The following is a 17,060-nucleotide window of genomic DNA, read 5'->3' as shown; positions in this document are numbered from 1 at the left end:
AACAATCCTGGATTTAAGCAGCAGGCGCTGCCAACTGCTCCAGCGCATCATCGACCTTATCGACATTCTTCTCACGTTGAGTTTTGTCCATAAAGAAGGCCGCATACCCTTGGGTTGACTTGGAACTGGCCAGTTTAATGCCCAAGGCAATACCCAGCGTGAAAAGTCCTGCGACGATGTTGGCCACCACAGGGGCAAACCAGGAACGCTCGCTGTGCATTTTGTCGTCTTCGCTGCGTAAAATATCCCTCATTTCTCCAGTAAAAGAGCTCAGTTCCTGCGCCGTGACCTGCTTCTCATCGTTAAGCTTCGTTTTAACAAAGTCATCGAGACGACCCTTAAGTTTTTGGGAGACGTTATTAACCGCACTCACCACTGTCTCAGAGTGATTTTGCAATTTCTCATAGTTCTTCATCTCATCAATTCTGTCGTAAAGAGTCTGAAGCACCCCACTTATCTCTTTTTGAGCAATCTTTCTGGATGAGGTATTTTCTACCTCGTCATTGACTTGGATTAACTCATCAGAAAAGTCTTGTCTTATCTCCTGCAATGCCACGAGCAAACGCCTCAGCATAGGCCGCAACGTTAAACCCGGGAATTCATTTCGACCGCGTTCAACCAGTGCATAGAGCTGATGAAACGTCTCCGGATCCCCTTTCTCTTTAAATGCAGCCAACAGAACGCGGAGTTTAACCATGTACGTTTTACGCTCTGTAGCGTCTTCCGACGAGAAGATGGAGTCTTTAACAACAAAACGTTTAGCACGCTGGGCCTCGTATCCGTTTTCGCCGAATAAATCCAGGTAATTATCCATCAATTCAACACGGTTGCTTATGCGCTGCTGCGATTTCTCAAGAACGCTCTTGTTATCAAGCATGCTGTTATTGAGTGTGGAAATGCCTTGATTAACCTCGTCCAGTGATTCCTGAAGGCTGTCTTTAATCACTGATAAGGATATCGTCTCCTGCAATTGCTCCAGTGGCGCTTTTATTTTACCCAGATAAGCCTCAACTGCCATCCTTTTCCCTTGTTGTGCTTTATCGTCTTCGCGGCTGTAATAATCAAATTGAAGCGTCTCACGATACTCTTTAACCTGGTTAGAAATCGCTGCCAAAAGCGACTGGCTGTCTTTTATCAGTTGGGCACTGATTTCCTCGCGTTTCTCACGCACTGCCGCGAAAGGTTGTTCTTTTTCATACTCTTCTACCAGCACATCGTCTTTTAAAGCAGTGAGCGTCGATGCAAAGGTCTGGTGCTCTTCGTGCAAATGCGAGAGTTCTTGCAACAAGACGTTATAACCCTTCAGCAAAGAGGCTGTCTTGGTCAGGCGCTCAGGCACTTCACTGGATTGACTGTTGATGCTTTGCAAACCAAGGTCTGCAAACTTATTTTTCAACTCTCCAGCGGCAGTTTTCATCTTCTCCATGTGCTCATTAAGCAATGAGCGAGCAAGCATTTGCAGTTGCCCACAATTTGCCGCCAATTGCTTTTGGATGTTAAGCCGATTGGCGTCATAATCCTGGTGATTGGGAATACCGTTTAATTTTTCCAGCAGCAACGAGGATTCGGCCGATAATTGGTGATACTGCTCATACAAAGCAGCAATGCCATTTTTAGCATCAGGCTGATTAATTTTTCCTCCGAGCTCCGTTATTCCCTCTGTCAATTGGATAATCAATCCTATTATTTCGACATTGGGCTTAAGCTCGGCAATGGTTTTTTTCGATGCAACAACAAGCTCTTCCTGCTTTTTCTGCTCTAAACGCCGTGACGAAATGTCCTGGTTAAGGCTTACAATGGCTTTTTCCGAATTGTTCCGGTCTTCGACGAGCAAGCACAAGCCTTCATAGCGTGTGTCAAAATTCTTTTTTTCCAGCTCAAAAGCCGCCGCTTGCGGTTGCCATGCCCGAGCCAGGGCTCTGGTGTGCGCTTTTTCCTCAAGGGAATTTCTTTTCGCGAAAAATAAATTTTGAAATAAACCAAAAGAATCCTGGTACTCTTCAGAATTGACATCCAGGCTGCCTTGCTTTTGTTTGAATTGCCATAAACTTTCAATTTGATCAGATTTGGCATCCAAAAAGGTCAGCAACTTTACAAAGCTTTTTTTGAAGGGATCAAAGAAACCAAGCTTGAACTCCTCAATATTCCCCATGGCCTCAAAATCAATGATGAGTTTGTTTTTCAAGAAGCATTTTTCGATTTTTTGCAGTACCTGTAAATCGGCCTCTACCGTGTCTGGGTAGACTTCTGATTGAGTGGTGCATTTATCCAGAGCATCCTTGAATGATTTATATTTTGCTTCAGCGGCCACTTTAAAACCAGTAAGTTCATTAACGGAAGAAACATTCGCAGATAAAGCGGTACCATCTGTTTTTTCGATTAATCCAGCCACTGCGGTGGCTGATTCTTTAATCTGCCTCCATTGTTCAGGAAGGACCTCTTCAGAATCCTGAATCATTTTTTCATGCCTCTGTCGAGCCTGCTCAGCTTCAGACAACGCCGTGTCTATCTCCGAAGCCTTTTGCATCAACGTGTCCAATTGCTTTTCTTCATCAGACCACTGTTTTTGTTTCTCGGCATAATGCTGCTTGATACTTTCTATGTTGGTTGAACGCATGCTTTCTAAAAACTCCAATGCAGATTGTTCTTTTCTTAATTGAAATACCACCTCGTTACGGTGACGTATGACATCGAGCCGCAGCTGGGCTATGCGCTCATTCAGGGCGGCTCTTGTGTCTCTTTGCGGGTTGTACAAGGCGTTGATTTCATCGTTTAATGCGGGATAAGACGCCTGAAGCAGTCTGTTATCGCGAACCGGGACGGGATTTGCCAGTTGGCCCACTGTTTCCTGATGCAGGGCCAAATTACCAAGATCATTGTCTACTGCTGACAACTCACTCTTCAACATCGCTATTTGCTGTTCGACAGTATCCTTCGGCTCAAGAGGACGATTGGTATTAAGCTTATCCAAATCAGCATTGATCGCATCAAGCGTCATTCCTACCGCAGCACTTTCGTCTCTATGAAACGTCAGTTCAGCCTCATACCATGCTTTGTGAATGGTCGCTGTCTGGTCTTGCAATCGACTGTACAGTTGCTGCAAACCGGCTTGTTTTTCCTCTATGTCTTTTACAGCCCTCGCATACGCTGACTTGAGAATTAATTGTGCACGAACCAGTTTCAGGGGGTTACTTGTTATAAAATACTCCGGCATCTCCTCGTCATCCACGATGCCGCTGGACGCTAAACTGGCCATTTTTTGCTGCAGTATGGTTAACGTACCCTCAGCCGCAGCTATCACTTTTTGCGTCCACTCACTCTGCTTCTGCAGCAAAATCACCTGACTGGCATGGGATTGTCCTTCTAATGACAAGGGTTTGGAAACCTGGGCGCATGGTTCATTAAACGCCTGTGTCAGCTCATCCAGGACGCTTAGGGCTTTCTCAAAGCGGGCCTTTTTTTCACCCTGAGTTTTCGCCTCAGCGATCCCTTCCTGGGTGTCTGCGGACCCCATTAAATAGCCTGCAAGACCGTCCTTAATGACGCTTTCGGCCATGCCGCGGTTATCGCTGAACAAAGACTGAAAATCGAGAGTAAGCACATTCTTGTTGTATTCTATTTTGAAAACATAATACTCCTCCTTACTCGCTCCCGGCGTGTGAGAGGCCGAAAATAAAAGAGGAATACTGATTTTCAGCGCATCAGGGTTTAAGAAGGAGAGTAATTCATCAATGGATTCCGGCATCGCCTTCAGGCCATACCAACATTCGACAGCCAGGGCATAGCTCATGGGGTGTGCTATGAGAAACGCGTAGGGAGATTTATTATCCAGTATTTTTGGTAATACCTCTTTAAAATCTTCTGGCTTTGAGCCACTGAAATCCCATCCGTCAACGAGGTCATCTACCTGTTTCAGGATGGACTCCAGATTCACACCGGGAATGGCGAGAGCCTCCTGGAAGATTTTCGCCTTCCTCAATTCGGCTTTAAAATGGGTGCAGAACGTATCCTTTGACTCCGCGTTGATTTTTTTTATCTTCCCAGCTTTACGGGCAGTTGTTACAAGCTCATCAAAATGCGCTGTAATGGCTTTGATTACCGCCTGCTCCGGTGTAGAAAACACACTCATGTGCTCTTTAGAAACAGCTTCAATTGTGCTCTTGATGGTTGACCAGTCCCCAAGACCCGGGTTTTTGCCGGATTGAAACTTAGGCAGCACTTCCTCATTGATGGCCTTCAGGGCCGCAGCGACGGCAGCCACTTGAGATTTGGCATAACGTAACTCCAGCGATTGGGGTGCGTTGGCATACTCTTTCTGCAATGCTTCGATTTTGCGTTCAAGACGATTTAAAAACTGACCAAGGCCGCTGTCAGCGATGGTTGTAAAAGGTTTTCCAGATGCTCGACGTCCCATATGATCTACCTCAAGCTGAATGATGGGTCTACTTTATAGTATGAAGCTTAAGTAATTATTAAGATCATTTAAAACAGAGCGTTTTTTTTAAGTATAAGTTGTTCAATTTTTTTATTTAATGCTGCCCGCTTTAATCGCATGCGGCCTTTGGCTCTTAAAAAATAGGCGTTATTGGTAATTAACGGCGTGAATTCAATGGCTACTCGTTAGCCGTTATTTTAAATCGGCAACGGATAAAGGTATTATAATTGAGTATTCAAGTCTTTTGACCAGAACAAGGATGTCCATCAATGAGCAGGAAGCCGTTACCCTTCCCCGTTTTATTGCTGTTAGTATTGTCAGCGCTTCTAGTCGCTGGCTGCGGTTCTTCGCCCGCAAACAACACTGCGGCGCCGGCAGAGGTCGACGTCGCTCACCCGCTGGCAAAGAAAATTGTTGATCTCGATGAATACACTGGACGTTTCCAGGCCATTGAAGAAGTGGATATCCGCGCCCGCGTTACCGGTTACCTGGATGCCATTCGTTTTAAAGACGGCCAACGAGTGGAAAAAGGCGATGTGCTTTTTATCATCGATCAACGCCCTTTCCGTTATGCCTTAACACGGGCTGAGGCACAACTGGTTTTAGCCAAACGTCAATATGAGCGCGCCACCCAGTTAAAAAAGGAAAGTTTTATTTCCAATGAAGTCATTGATCAACGCTGGCAGGAAATGCAGACCGCCAAAACGCGGCTTGATGAAGCAAAACTCAACCTCGAATACACGGAAATCAAATCGCCAATAAGCGGCAAAATCAGCCGCTACTTTGTCAGCGTCGGTAATCTCATCCGCATGAATGAAACGGTTTTGACGCGGGTGGTATCGACTGATCCCATTCACTTCTATTTTGAAACCAGCCAGAACGAACTATTGAAATACATCCGTCTCACGCAGTCTGGACAGGGTTTTCGCACAGAGGAAGGCGGCAGTACGATTTACATCAAGCTTCAGGATGAACAGGATTTTATCCATCAGGGCAAAATGGATTTCATGGATAACGTCGTTGATACCGGCACGGGCACGGTACAATCGCGGGCCATCGTTCCCAATCCCGACGGCATTATCTATCCCGGCTTATTTGGCCGGGCACGCTTGGCTGGCAGTGCCGAGTATGAAGCCCTGCTTCTGCCGGACAAAGCCATCAATACCGAACAAACCCGTAAATACGTCTATGTCGTGGATGATAAAAACCGGGTTCAGCGCGTTTATGTTGACTTAGGTCCCCAGCGTGACAGCGGCTTTTATGTGATAAAAAAAGGATTAAAGGGCAATGAGTGGGTTGTCATCAATGGCATCCAGCGGATCCGCGCCCCGGATCAGGAAGTCAAGCCTGTGCAAATTCCCTTAAGCGAAGATCACCAATAACGCAGAATGGACAAGGATCGATTGCATGAGAATGGCGCATTTCTTTATTGACAGACCTATTTTTGCCACGGTCATTTCGATCATTATCGTGCTGGTCGGCGGCCTGTCCTATTTCAGTCTGCCAGTCGAACAATACCCGCAGGTGGTTCCGCCCACGATTCAGGTGACGGCGTCCTACCCTGGCGCCAACGCCAACACGGTGGCGGATACGGTAGCCACACCGATTGAGCAGGAAATAAACGGTGTCGAAGGCATGCTCTACATGAGCTCGCAATCAACCGATGACGGCCAGATGCGGCTTACCATTACCTTTCAATTGGGAACCAACCTCGATCAGGCCCAGGTGCTGGTACAAAATCGGGTGGCCATCGCCGAAGCAAAGCTTCCTGAAGAAGTGAGACGTTTAGGGGTAACTACCGCTAAAAATTCGCCTGATTTGCTGCTGGTGATTAACTTATACTCACCCAATGGCCAATACGATCAGACCTTTATTGGTAATTACGCGGTGCTGCAAATCCGCGATCGCATCAAACGAATTGAAGGCGTGGGCGATGTGCGCCTGTTTGGGGCAAGTGAATATGCCATGCGTTTATGGTTGAATCCCGACCTCATCGACTCCTACGAACTGACGCCCAATGATGTTCTTGAAGCCCTGCGGTCACAGAATATTCAGGTCGCCAGCGGCGCATTAAACCGGCAACCGCAGAAAAAACAATTCGGCATTGAATACAACATTGAAACCCAGGGCCGTTTGATAAAACCCGAAGAATTCGAAAACATCATTATTAAAGCAGGTGAAGGCGGACGAATCCTTCGTCTTAAAGACATCGGCCGGGTTGAACTCGGATCGCAGGACTACCTTACACGCGGATACCTCGGCAAATACCCGGCAGTGGCCCTGCCTGTTTTTCAGCGTCCAGGCACCAATGCACTGGCCACCACGGATGCCATCATTGCAGCCATGAATGACCTGTCGACACGCTTCCCCAAGGGCATTGACTATAAAATTGCCTATAACCCGACGGAATTTGTGAAAGAATCCATTCATGAAGTATCCAACACCATTTTTGAAGCGATTGTCCTGGTGGTGCTGGTCATTCTTGTTTTTTTACAGTCCTGGCGGGCCGCCATTATTCCGGTTGTGGCTATTCCCATTTCATTAATCGGCACCTTTGCCGTGATGCAGGCCATTGGCTTTTCACTGAATTACCTGACCTTGTTTGGCTTGGTGTTAGCCATCGGCATTGTCGTGGACGACGCCATTGTCGTGGTTGAAAACATGGAGCGGAATATCGAAGCCGGTTTGGCTGTACGTGAAGCGGCCAGAAAAACCATGAGCGAAGTCGGTTCGGCGTTAGTGGCGATTGGTCTGGTTCTTATTGCCGTCTTTCTGCCGACGATCTTCCTTAAAGGCATATCCGGGCGCTTTTATCAGCAATTCGGTACAACGGTTTCAGTAGCCACCGCCATTTCTGTTTTTGTGTCTCTGACCTTAAGTCCCGCGCTGGCCGCTCTGCTGCTTAAGGCGCATCATCACACGGAAGGCGAAACCGTCCCTGTTTTCAAAAGGCCATTGCTCGCTTTTAACCGTTTTCTGCAATCCGTCTCCAAACGCTATGGAAAAACCATCAGCACGCTAACACGTCGCGCCAGTGTGGTTTTGGTCGTCTATCTGCTGTTAATTTCCCTCACTGGCCTGCTCTTTTACTTTGTCCCACGCGGATTTATCCCCAAGCAGGATCAAGGCTATTTTATCGTGTCCATTCAACTGCCGCCTGGGGCGTCATTAAGCCGAACCGACAAGGTAGTGCAGATGGCCATTGCCAAACTTCTTGAAACACCTGGAATTGCCAATGCCGTGGCCTTCACCGGTTTTTCAGGCGCCACCTTTTCAAACTCATCCAATGCCGCCGCGATTTTCCCGGTCATGAGCTCGTTTCAGGAGCGGGAGCGTCTGGGGTTAAGCTACAACGACATGCTGGCCACTTTAAGACAAAAACTGAATACGATTAAGGAAGCCATGATTGTAGTCATTCCACCGCCGCCCGTCCGGGGAATTGGTAACGCTGGCGGGTTTAAAATGATGATTCAGGATCGCGGGGGGCGCGGCATTGAGGTGTTAACCGAGGCGGTTGCCACCCTGGCTGAACAGGCCAACAAGTCGCAGGCAGCCACTTCCGTCTTCACCTTTTTTGAAAACAGCACACCACGAATACGCTTGCAACTCGACCGCGAGAAGGCGGAGCGTCTGGGCGTCCCGGTTGCCCGAATCACGGAAGCACTGGAAGTTTATCTTGGCTCCATTTTTATCAATGATTTCAACTACTTAGGTCGGACTTTCCGCGTCATCGCTCAGGCTGACTCGGAATACCGCCATACCGCCGATGATTTGCTGCGCATCAAGGTGAGAAACAACCAGGGGGAGATGGTCCCTATCGGCTCTGTTGCTACCATGGAAAACACCGTAGGCCCCACTCGCTGGCCTCGATACAACCTGTATAATGCCATTGATCTTCTGGGTGATATTGCCCCGGGATACAGTACCGGTGATACGCTCGCAACGATGGAAAATTTAGCCGCTCAATACCTCCCGGATGGCATTGGTTATGAATGGACTGAAATTGCCTACCAGCAAAAAGCCGTCGGTCATACCGCAATCATTGCTTTTGTATTAAGCGTTATTTTTGTGTTTTTAGTGCTGGCGGCTCTCTATGAAAGCTGGATTTTACCACTGGCCGTCATCCTCATTGTTCCCATGTGCCTGTTCTCATCCATGATCGGCATTAAACTATTGGGTATGGAAAACAACATCATGACCCAGATTGGTTTTATTATCCTGATCGGCCTTGCCTGTAAAAATGCCATTTTAATAGTCGAATTCGCACGCAAACTGGAGCTTGGCGGCGCCAACCGCTGGAAAGCGGCAATCCTGGCCGCCAAACTGAGGCTTCGACCTATTCTCATGACTTCTTTTGCCTTTATTTTAGGCGTATTTCCCTTAGTCATTGCCGCAGGCGCAGGCGCAGAAATGAGGCGGGCCTTAGGTGTGGCGGTCTTCAGCGGTATGCTGGGCGTCACTTTTTTTGGGTTAATTTTTACCCCGGTTTTTTATGTATTAACCAGCCGATTCAGCCGGCGTAACCGGCCAAAGACCTTGACTTAACTGAATTTCAGCGTGGACATGGCCTCAATAGCCAGGGTTTCATTGACCCACTGATTGAGCCCCGACATTCGCTGAGCGTCAATGCAAGCCGCCAGTTGGTCATCCACGCCGCCCACGGAAGACTGTGGGGGTTGAGCGCTAGTTGGAGAGCCGGCTTCGACCTGGGGTTGGGTGTCTGATTGTTCCGAGACGTTCGCTAAATAAGCTCTCAAACGACTGTTTTGTTCCTTCATTTTGAAGTTGATGCGTAAATTACGTTCCTCTTTCTCGCCATAACGGTCTTCTACAATCAGACGATAACGGGAAGTTGATAACCTGAAGGTTTTGCCTTTCGCATTCACAACCTCATCGCCGGCATGATTTGCCACATCGTCAATCACCGGCAGGGATTGGGATGTGCGCACCAATCGTGGCGGCAGAGCGCTCACAACGCAGGGGAAATCATACATTTCCCTGATTTGCTCTTCATCCATGCAGCCAATGATGCCGGTTTTGTAGAGTTCGATGAGGTTTCTGCATTCGCTGGCATTCACGCCGTTTTCATGTTCTCTCATGTATTGATACAAATCCTCGAAATTGGATTGATTGGACAACATGGCAATGCTATCCAGAGCCAGGTAGGGGCAGGTTCGGCCAGCAATCTGCAGTACCGTGGCCGGGATGTACACGGTTAGTTTGCAAAAATCAGCCAGGCCGCCAAATCGTATCGTGTTGCTCAACAACAAGGCCAGCACCACGGATTGCTTCATACCCAGCGGATCACAGATGAACACATCCAGTTCCGGCCTACCCTCCGGGTTTGCCCTAAACACAAACTCCATAAAGGACCAGTGGGTTAAGACGGAGCCTTTATTACCCACCGTCACCTGAAACCTAAAATCACAGGCATTGCTATCGATGATGGCTATCAACGCCTGATCGAGTTCTTCGATTTCTGAAGCGAGCATGGCAAATGCGTGCAAATCGCTGCCTTTTTGTTGCCGCTCAAGGCGTTTGATATGTAAAGACAGGGCCATTGCTTCAACCGGAATATCGCCGGGTTGACCAAAATCATTTAAAAGGTGTTCCATTTCAGATACAGATTTCATTCGGGACTACTCGTTTTTCAATACCCCAATAGTATGCCCAATTTGTGACCATTTTTCAATCAATCTGCCCTAACTTTGTAATAAAAAGTGCATTTATGTTGCAATGATTCTCATTTGGTGTAATATTTATCCAGTTATGAAACTGAAACTCTTATCGATTATTACAGGGATAGCGATTGCCGTCTTAAGCCTCAGCGTCTGGTTTAAAAAACCCAATGCGCTTGAACTTCGCCCCGCGACGTTTAAGGCACTGCCTGGCTGGCAACAGGCGGATCTCGTCCAGTCATTAACCACCTTTCAACACTCGTGCAAAACCTTTCTGCGTCAGGATCCGCACGGTCAGGCAGGCAGTCACAGGATTCCGCTGTTGGTTAAGGATTGGCAACCGGCCTGCCAGGCAGCGCTCGCCATTCATCACCCCAACAAGCAATCAGCCCGTGCTTTTTTTGAAACATGGTTTACCCCGGTTGCATTTTACAACAACCGTCCAGTCAAGGGCCTTTTCACTGGTTATTACATGCCGCTGCTTTATGGCAGTCTGACTAAAACCGGGGAATTTAATGTGCCCATTTACGGACTCCCCTCGAATTTAGTGACCGTCAATCTGGGGGATTTCAATTCCCGCTACAAACATTCCCGTATAGTCGGGCGGTTGCAGGGCAATCAGTTAGTTCCCTACCCGACCCGAAAACAAATCAACGAAGGGGCCATTCAGGATAAAGCGCCCGTTCTGGTTTGGGTTAACAGTGCCATTGACCGCCTGTTTCTGGAAATTCAGGGCTCTGGCGTTGTCCAACTACCCGATGGACGCCGGCTGTATGTCGGGTATGCCGGTGAAAACGGCGCACCCTACACGCCAGTCGGGCGCATACTGGTTAAAAAAGGGATTATGACTAAAAAAACCGCCTCCATGCAGGGCATCCGCGCCTACCTTGAAGCGCATCCTGACGAAGTAGACAGGGTCATTAACCAGAACAAATCTTTTGTCTTTTTCCGTATCCTCAAGCAGACAGCCGCCCTGGGTGCCCAGGGGATTGCACTGACCCCCGGTTATTCATTAGCTGTCGACAGGAAATGGATCCCGCTGGGCGCTCCCTTATGGCTGAGCACCACCCACCCGGACAAGACCCATCAGGACAAGAAGACGCTGCAGCGGCTGATGATTGCTCAAGACACCGGTGGAGCCATTCGCGGCATGGTCAGGGGGGATGTTTTCTGGGGGGCAGGTCAAACAGCAACCGACATCGCCGGGAAAATGAAAAACAGGGGACGATACTGGCTATTATTGCCCAAGCATTCCATCCCGCATCTTCCTAAATCACTGACTTAATCCGCCGCAGGCGATTTTTCCAGAAGTGACTTAAGTAGAGGACTTAGGAGGATAGCCTTGGGTTCCTCCTCACCAGTTTGAGCCCCTGCGCTTAAAATCTCATCCAAACTGACAATTTTGTAGCCATTTTTCTGGTACATTTCAATAATGTCCTTCAGCACCAGGCTGTTAAGCAGATTGGCATGAATTAACAAAATCTGCCTGGAGTCCGCATCGCCCCGCTTTGTTGCCTTGGCTTCCGCTTTCAGCGTCTGGTTCCAGATAAAATTTAAATACCGTTTTTTAAACGAAGGCAGATTCTGTTGGCGATTACGCCAGTGAATCGCTAAAAATTGCGCGTTGAATTGAAAGTCTTTGCTGTCTACAGTGACAGGGGCGATCACATAGCCATGAGCAGTTAAAAAATCATAAACCTGTTGTTTTTTTTCACCCTGACTTTCGGCTAAATAGGGGTAGCGGAAATACTTTGTGCCAACCAGCAAAGGCGCCAGCACCTTGTCGGCACGCTCAATGTCCTGGGTGTATTGCTGCGCCGTCACACTGTTTAAACTGCGGTGAGAATAGGTATGATTCCCCAGCTGATACCCGTCGTTACGAAATTTCTCCAATAACTGCCACTGATCTTTTTCGATGGTTCCAGCGATCACAAAGCCGGTTGCGGGGACGTTGTATTGGTTTAACGTGTCCAGGATTTTAGTGAGCCGTTCATTTTCACGCCGGATTCGTCCAGGATCATTGTGGGTGGAACCTACAAAGGGAAGATCATCAATGGTAATGGCTATCTCCCGCACCTGCGCAAACAGGGTTGAACAGGAAAAACACATCAAACCCAGCAAGAATTGACTATAGTTTTTCAACATGATCTGTCCTTATGATTACGCAGGCCAAGGGGATGGTTTTCACCGGATTGGTTTAGTATTACGTTAAATAAGCCAGTTAGACAATACTTCCTTGTTTCAAAGCCTCATAATAAAACACCGCTTAAGCCGCTAGACATCACAATCAAGCCATTGCAACTCCCATAATTCATAAAGAAACAGCTGGTTATCCTTGTTGTTTAAATACGGCGTCAATTCCGTCAGCGGCACAAACCGATGGTCGGCGACCAGCTTTATCAGTGACGAGGACACACCTTCCGTGTTCCAGCCGCACCCATTAACAAACAGCTTCAATGTGTCACCGGATTGGATTTCATAGGCAAAGCGACACAAACTGTTGCGCGTTAAACCAGGGCTGTTTTCAAGTTCTGATAAAAAAAGCTCCAAATCGTCCGTGTCTTCGTTAGGAAGGGGTAACAGTTCTTCCGCCTGCTGATCCAAACGGGTTACAAAACAGCCAAACCAATGGCGAAGTCTCTCCTCGTCATCCAGGATGTTCTGCAAAACACGCTTCGCTTCACTGATTGCCTGAGCAGGCAACTCCCCGCTGCCCTTAAGGTTACGCCAGTCCGGATCATGGTATAACTCATGATGCAGGCTGTTTTCTGCCAGGTATTCACCAAAACTTTCCCATAATTCCAGCGATTGGTAACTACGGTACCCAAAGGAATAAGTCATGCAATCCGGAGACAGGGAAATGCCGTGATGGGCGATGTGAGGGGGCAGATACAGCATGTCGCCCGGTTCTAAAATAAATTCTTCTTCAACGAGGAATTTATCCATGATGCGCAGGTCAACATTCGGTAAATAATTTTCCATTTCACAATGCTTGGAGGACAGCAGCCATTGACGTCGGCCCTGAGCCTGAAATAAAAACACATCATAATGATCATAGTGAGGTCCGACACTGCCCTCCTCTACTGCATAGCTAATCATGACATCATCAACGCGCCAATGGGGTAAAAAATTGAAATGATCGAGTAAGGCGGCCACTTCCGGAATGAAGCGATCAACCCCCTGCACCAGCAAAGTCCAATGGCTTTGCGGCAATTGAGTGAAGTCACGCTCCAGGAACGGTCCACGCTTTAAATGCCAAGCCGGCTTTTTTTCCGGTGTATGAATAACCAGACGGCTTTCCACTTCTTCCTCCAGCGCAAGCCCCGCCAACTCATCCCCGCTTAAGGGATTAATAAATTCAGGCAATGCCTTTCTAAAAACCAGCGGTTTCTTCTGCCAGTATTGCGCGAGGAAATCCTCTTTGCTCAGGTTTTGAAAATTAATCATATCGACTCCTTACGAGGTCTTAGGCCGTATGGCAAATGACACGGCCAGGAAGCGGCCCCTTGCTGCTCATAACCTGATTTTGATAGGTTACTTCGCAATCCGTTAAATTGGGCGGCAGTTTTTTTGTCAGTGCAATGATGGTTTGATTGTATTCACAAAGCATGTAAATCGAGTCTTTTGGCGAAAATGTCCATTTTGCGCGGCGGCTGTTATTGATATCCGGCTTAAGCAAGGCCAACTCGTCCGGTTTGCCGGAGTAAAAAGAAATGCCGTCAAGAAAATAAGTCGCGGCAGGCAGAAAGGCATCCCATCCGCGATAGGTTTTCTTAAGAGCCTGGGTAACGTCAATGGTGGGCAGGCAGGCAGGGGAAATGCTGTTCACCGGACTGACCGGAGAAATCCCCTGCTCTGCAAACACCGGGGGTTGAAGCAGCAAAAAGAGCGTTATCAACAGACTGGCCGGCCTGATCTTGTTCATTACTTATCCTTATTGATGACTGGGGAAGGAAAATGCTACCTATACTACCAAACATCCTGGCAATAAAAACGCCCTGGCTAGAATTAATCTTTTAAAACCACCGCCGGTTAACAGGCTTGCGCTTTGTCTTAAGGAAGGTGCTTGGCTATAATTAAGTTGGTCAATATGTACAAAGGAAGGTCATCATGAACATCCACTATAAAAAGCCAAGGTGGTTATCAATGGCACTGACCTTAGCTCTCTTACTGCCATTATCCATCGCCAAGAGTTACGCTGAAAGCAGAACAACCACATCCTCTCAGCCCTTGCCAGCCGGCCCGCAGTTAGCCTTTTACTTCATGTATGATCAAGGTTACTACCCGCCGCCTGCTTATATCTATTACGGGCCTAAACACCGCCATCGCTACTACTGGACAGGTTGGCAACCCATTTATTGGCGTCATGGCGTCCACTGTCAGCAACGCTGCTTGGTCAATCAATGGAACGGCCGCATTCTTCAGTGTGAACGACGTTGCTTTTAGACTGAAAAGGTGTTGGTGTAGTTGAATAATTGCCGCCAATGCTTGTCGGCCGAGCAGCCGCCTCGACGAAAGAAACCGGGTAACAGTTTCTCAGAGTAGAGGCGGCTTTTGGTATTATTTGCATCGGCCCCCTCCAGCAGTGAATCGAGGCTGTTTTCCCTGAAGCGTTGTTCAGTCTGTTCATACGCTGCCTGTAATTCCTGTGGCAAATCCGGGAGAGTCTCTTTTTTCTCAGGCAACAGCGTCTTGATAAAATCCATTTTTTCCTGGACGGCAGTAAGGTAGCTGCTGCGCATTGCATTGTATTCCGCCGGGACCTTATCCGCCGGGACAGCCAGAAGCTCCTCAATGGTAAATTCTTTTTTCTTTTCCTTTGTTTCTTTCGGTCGGTCCTTTTCCGGTTTTACGGCGCTTCGCATTTTATGCCCGTGGTAGATTCTCAAATGCTTTTTGCTCAATGCATCCCCTTCACGGCCCGCGCCGGCAAGCATTTGCTGCTTTTCCGCTTTTTTCTGATCTTTCCATGCGAGCAGGAAACCATTCATTTTGTCTTGAAGGGTATTTAAGTTTTCATCAATAAACGTCAGATCTTTACCTATGACAGTAACCAGAGGAAAACTGTTCTCCGACTGATGATCCTTGATATGCTGCCTTAGATGCTTAAAATTGCCAGCCGGTGAATACATATCCAGGAGGTGGTTAAGCTTTTTCCTGCTGATTGCCGGCAATTCGTCCCCGCAGCGGAGATAACTGTCCAGCAGATTCAGCGTGACGGAGACCAGCATCCCCCCTTCATAGCAATTCCTGGAAAACAGAATGTCCGCCACATCTATCCAGCGCCGAAACGCATTAAGTCTGGCGGCCCGGCTTTTATGCACAAGAATATCCCGTCTGAGATAATATTGCAGCGTGCGGTGAGCGTGAAAATACTCCTTTTGCCGCGGTGTTCCTTTCTTGTCATTGGAAAACCCGGCTACATTAGCCAAATCATCCTGAGTCAGGTTAGCGAAAGCCTTGCGAAGCGTGAGGTTAATTAATTTAGCCTGCTGATGAGCAAGCGAGGATTCAATGTAGCTGTAGAGTTGATGGGCCTTTCGATTGTTTTTGATTTGACCTTGAATATCGGAATGCGAGATCAACCGATCCCAGCGAATGGAAAAGAAGGGATCCCGATGACTCGTGATGTTCTTATTAAGCCAGGTGATTAAATTACGCTCAGCCATTCTGCAATCCTGTTGTACCCAGATAAGTTACCTTACCAGTCAATCAGGAATTATGCAAAATAATCAATCAAACCACGGCTATTTTTGATTACACTGGTCTCCTGGCTGCCTTCTTCCACAACCGGGGAAACAGGGTTACCCGGGTGTTGTGCATGACCCGGCTGCCGGCCCGCCTGATGCTGACTGGCATTGGACTCAATTGAGAATTGCGACAAATTAATTCCCTGCTCAGACATCATGTCCCGAAGTCGTGGAATCGCCTGCTCAATCATGTCCCGCACGTGCAGGGTATGCGCGGTGATGGTCAACGACGCCTCATCCTTATGAAACTTAATGTTGACCTCAAGGGGGCCCAGCTCCTGAGGATTTAAGCGAATCACTGCCCGGTCGATTTTTTGCTGACCAAGCCAGGTAATCTGTTGTGAAAATTGACTGCCCCATTCCGGGCTGTCCACTAACACCGGCAAATCCAGGCTTTTGGCGGGCATCGGAACCTGAGGTGTGGGTGAAGCCTGAGTTTTAGCCTGGTTTATTGCGCCCATTGCACCATTGAGATGGTTCACGGCGGCCTCGGCGTTAAGGCGTTTTTCCAGCCGTGTGGCTGACTCTGCCATAGTCAGCAACTTATCATCCATGGTGAGGCTTGCGTCCATTTCCTTTTTATTGCCAGTCAACTCGCTCATTAAAGACAGCGCATCAACGTCATCTCCTTCAGCCGATGAAACGTTTGTGGCGGGAATAGTGGTCTTGCCGCCTTGAACAGCCGCAGGCTGAGACGGCGGAATCATGAACGTCTGCTTGTCGGAAGCCATTACCGCATCGGTGTCCAAAAGATTGACAGTTACAGGCATTGCATCGTCAGTGGGCGAGGCGTTGGGCGGTTCAAAGCCAGTCGCTGCGAACCAGGCTAAATGGGGACTTTCATTTGCCGGCAACGCAATGATTGGTTCCGCCAAAAGGGTTTCATCCGGCAGTACAGGGGTTTCAGACAAAACCTCAAGCTCAGGCTCAGACACTGTAACCACAGGCAAGTCGACCGGCAGAGCCACGGGAATCGGCATTGGCCCGCTATCGGCTGCACCCTGGCTTTCAGCAGGCTGGTCAGTTTCCTGATTAAGCGCATCGCCCGCCAGGACATCTTCCATGACGCTCTTAAAATCATCATTGGTAACTAATTGACCATTTTCGTCACTTTCGATGCCCAAAGGGGAAATAGTGTCTGGGTTTGTCACCTGGGTAACAGGCAATTGGGTCACATCCATCGTTATCCTGCGCTGC

The 17,060-nt window shown here is 48.2% G+C and carries 11 protein-coding genes; 4 read left to right on the top strand and 7 right to left on the bottom strand.

Annotated elements, in window-relative coordinates; genetic code table 11:
* Positions 1-13: 13 nt before the first annotated feature.
* Positions 14-4,414 (bottom strand): coiled-coil domain-containing protein, encoded by a 4,401-nt coding sequence (locus DYE45_RS07110; RefSeq protein ID WP_115300679.1) that lies wholly within the window; start codon positions 4,412-4,414, stop codon positions 14-16.
* A 290-nt stretch (positions 4,415-4,704) separates the two neighbouring features.
* On the opposite strand from DYE45_RS07110, the gene DYE45_RS07105 reads away from it, so the two are divergent.
* Together DYE45_RS07105 and DYE45_RS07100 are read left to right on the top strand one after the other, a co-directional pair.
* Positions 4,705-5,817, top strand: coding sequence for an efflux RND transporter periplasmic adaptor subunit (locus DYE45_RS07105; protein WP_108291697.1), 1,113 nt, complete (start codon positions 4,705-4,707; stop codon positions 5,815-5,817).
* A gap of 25 nt (positions 5,818-5,842) precedes the next feature.
* Positions 5,843-8,980, top strand: coding sequence for an efflux RND transporter permease subunit (locus tag DYE45_RS07100; RefSeq protein ID WP_108291699.1), 3,138 nt, complete (start codon positions 5,843-5,845; stop codon positions 8,978-8,980).
* Here DYE45_RS07100 and DYE45_RS07095 read toward each other — a convergent pair.
* On the bottom strand, positions 8,977-10,068 hold the full coding sequence (locus DYE45_RS07095) for a hypothetical protein (protein WP_133138145.1): 1,092 nt from the start codon (positions 10,066-10,068) through the stop codon (positions 8,977-8,979). The genes DYE45_RS07100 and DYE45_RS07095 overlap by 4 nt on opposite strands.
* A 136-nt stretch (positions 10,069-10,204) precedes the next feature.
* Between DYE45_RS07095 and mltA the strand changes: the two genes are divergently transcribed.
* Positions 10,205-11,398 (top strand): murein transglycosylase A, encoded by a 1,194-nt coding sequence (mltA, locus tag DYE45_RS07090; protein ID WP_115300678.1) that lies wholly within the window; start codon positions 10,205-10,207, stop codon positions 11,396-11,398.
* On the opposite strand, the gene DYE45_RS07085 is transcribed toward mltA, so the two are convergent.
* The 3 genes from DYE45_RS07085 to DYE45_RS07075 all read right to left on the bottom strand — a co-directional run bounded on the left by DYE45_RS07085 (position 11,395) and on the right by DYE45_RS07075 (position 14,038).
* A complete protein-coding gene (locus tag DYE45_RS07085; RefSeq protein ID WP_115300677.1) occupies positions 11,395-12,258 on the bottom strand; it encodes a polysaccharide deacetylase family protein in 864 nt (287 codons plus the stop codon). The two genes, mltA and DYE45_RS07085, sit on opposite strands and share 4 nt — an antisense overlap.
* Before the next feature lie 129 nt (positions 12,259-12,387).
* Positions 12,388-13,560, bottom strand: a complete 1,173-nt coding sequence (locus DYE45_RS07080) for a cupin domain-containing protein (RefSeq protein ID WP_108291705.1) — start codon at positions 13,558-13,560, stop codon at positions 12,388-12,390.
* A gap of 19 nt (positions 13,561-13,579) precedes the next feature.
* Positions 13,580-14,038: an STY0301 family protein gene (locus DYE45_RS07075; RefSeq protein ID WP_108291707.1), complete on the bottom strand. Its 459-nt coding sequence runs from the start codon at positions 14,036-14,038 to the stop codon at positions 13,580-13,582.
* Positions 14,039-14,223: 185 nt separating this feature from the next.
* Here DYE45_RS07075 and DYE45_RS07070 point away from each other — a divergent pair, with 185 nt between their 5' ends.
* Positions 14,224-14,559, top strand: coding sequence for a hypothetical protein (locus DYE45_RS07070; protein WP_108291709.1), 336 nt, complete (start codon positions 14,224-14,226; stop codon positions 14,557-14,559).
* Here DYE45_RS07070 and DYE45_RS07065 read toward each other — a convergent pair.
* Positions 14,556-15,782 carry a RasGEF domain-containing protein gene (locus DYE45_RS07065; RefSeq protein ID WP_108291711.1) on the bottom strand — a complete coding sequence of 409 codons (1,227 nt, stop codon included), beginning with the start codon at positions 15,780-15,782 and terminating at the stop codon, positions 14,556-14,558. The genes DYE45_RS07070 and DYE45_RS07065 overlap by 4 nt on opposite strands.
* A 50-nt stretch (positions 15,783-15,832) precedes the next feature.
* Entirely contained in the window at positions 15,833-17,044 is a 1,212-nt protein-coding gene (locus tag DYE45_RS07060) for a flagellar hook-length control protein FliK (RefSeq protein ID WP_160160695.1), read from the bottom strand.
* Positions 17,045-17,060 lie beyond the last annotated feature (16 nt).

Origin of the sequence: Legionella taurinensis, assembly GCF_900452865.1 — a bacterium.
GTDB lineage: Bacteria > Pseudomonadota > Gammaproteobacteria > Legionellales > Legionellaceae > Legionella_C > Legionella_C taurinensis.
Note: the sequence above shows the minus strand (reverse complement) of the source record. Positions and strands in the feature narration are given on the sequence as shown.

Excerpts from the sequence above, each read along its gene's own strand:
- DYE45_RS07110 (WP_115300679.1), bottom strand. The coding sequence starts at position 4,414 with ATGGGACGTCGAGCATCTGGAAAACCTTTTACAACCATCGCTGACAGC.
- DYE45_RS07105 (WP_108291697.1), top strand. The coding sequence starts at position 4,705 with ATGAGCAGGAAGCCGTTACCCTTCCCCGTTTTATTGCTGTTAGTATTG.
- DYE45_RS07100 (WP_108291699.1), top strand. The coding sequence starts at position 5,843 with ATGAGAATGGCGCATTTCTTTATTGACAGACCTATTTTTGCCACGGTC.
- DYE45_RS07095 (WP_133138145.1), bottom strand. The coding sequence starts at position 10,068 with ATGAAATCTGTATCTGAAATGGAACACCTTTTAAATGATTTTGGTCAA.
- mltA (WP_115300678.1), top strand. The coding sequence starts at position 10,205 with ATGAAACTGAAACTCTTATCGATTATTACAGGGATAGCGATTGCCGTC.
- DYE45_RS07085 (WP_115300677.1), bottom strand. The coding sequence starts at position 12,258 with ATGTTGAAAAACTATAGTCAATTCTTGCTGGGTTTGATGTGTTTTTCC.
- DYE45_RS07080 (WP_108291705.1), bottom strand. The coding sequence starts at position 13,560 with ATGATTAATTTTCAAAACCTGAGCAAAGAGGATTTCCTCGCGCAATAC.
- DYE45_RS07075 (WP_108291707.1), bottom strand. The coding sequence starts at position 14,038 with ATGAACAAGATCAGGCCGGCCAGTCTGTTGATAACGCTCTTTTTGCTG.
- DYE45_RS07070 (WP_108291709.1), top strand. The coding sequence starts at position 14,224 with ATGAACATCCACTATAAAAAGCCAAGGTGGTTATCAATGGCACTGACC.
- DYE45_RS07065 (WP_108291711.1), bottom strand. The coding sequence starts at position 15,782 with ATGGCTGAGCGTAATTTAATCACCTGGCTTAATAAGAACATCACGAGT.
- DYE45_RS07060 (WP_160160695.1), bottom strand. The coding sequence starts at position 17,044 with ATGGATGTGACCCAATTGCCTGTTACCCAGGTGACAAACCCAGACACT.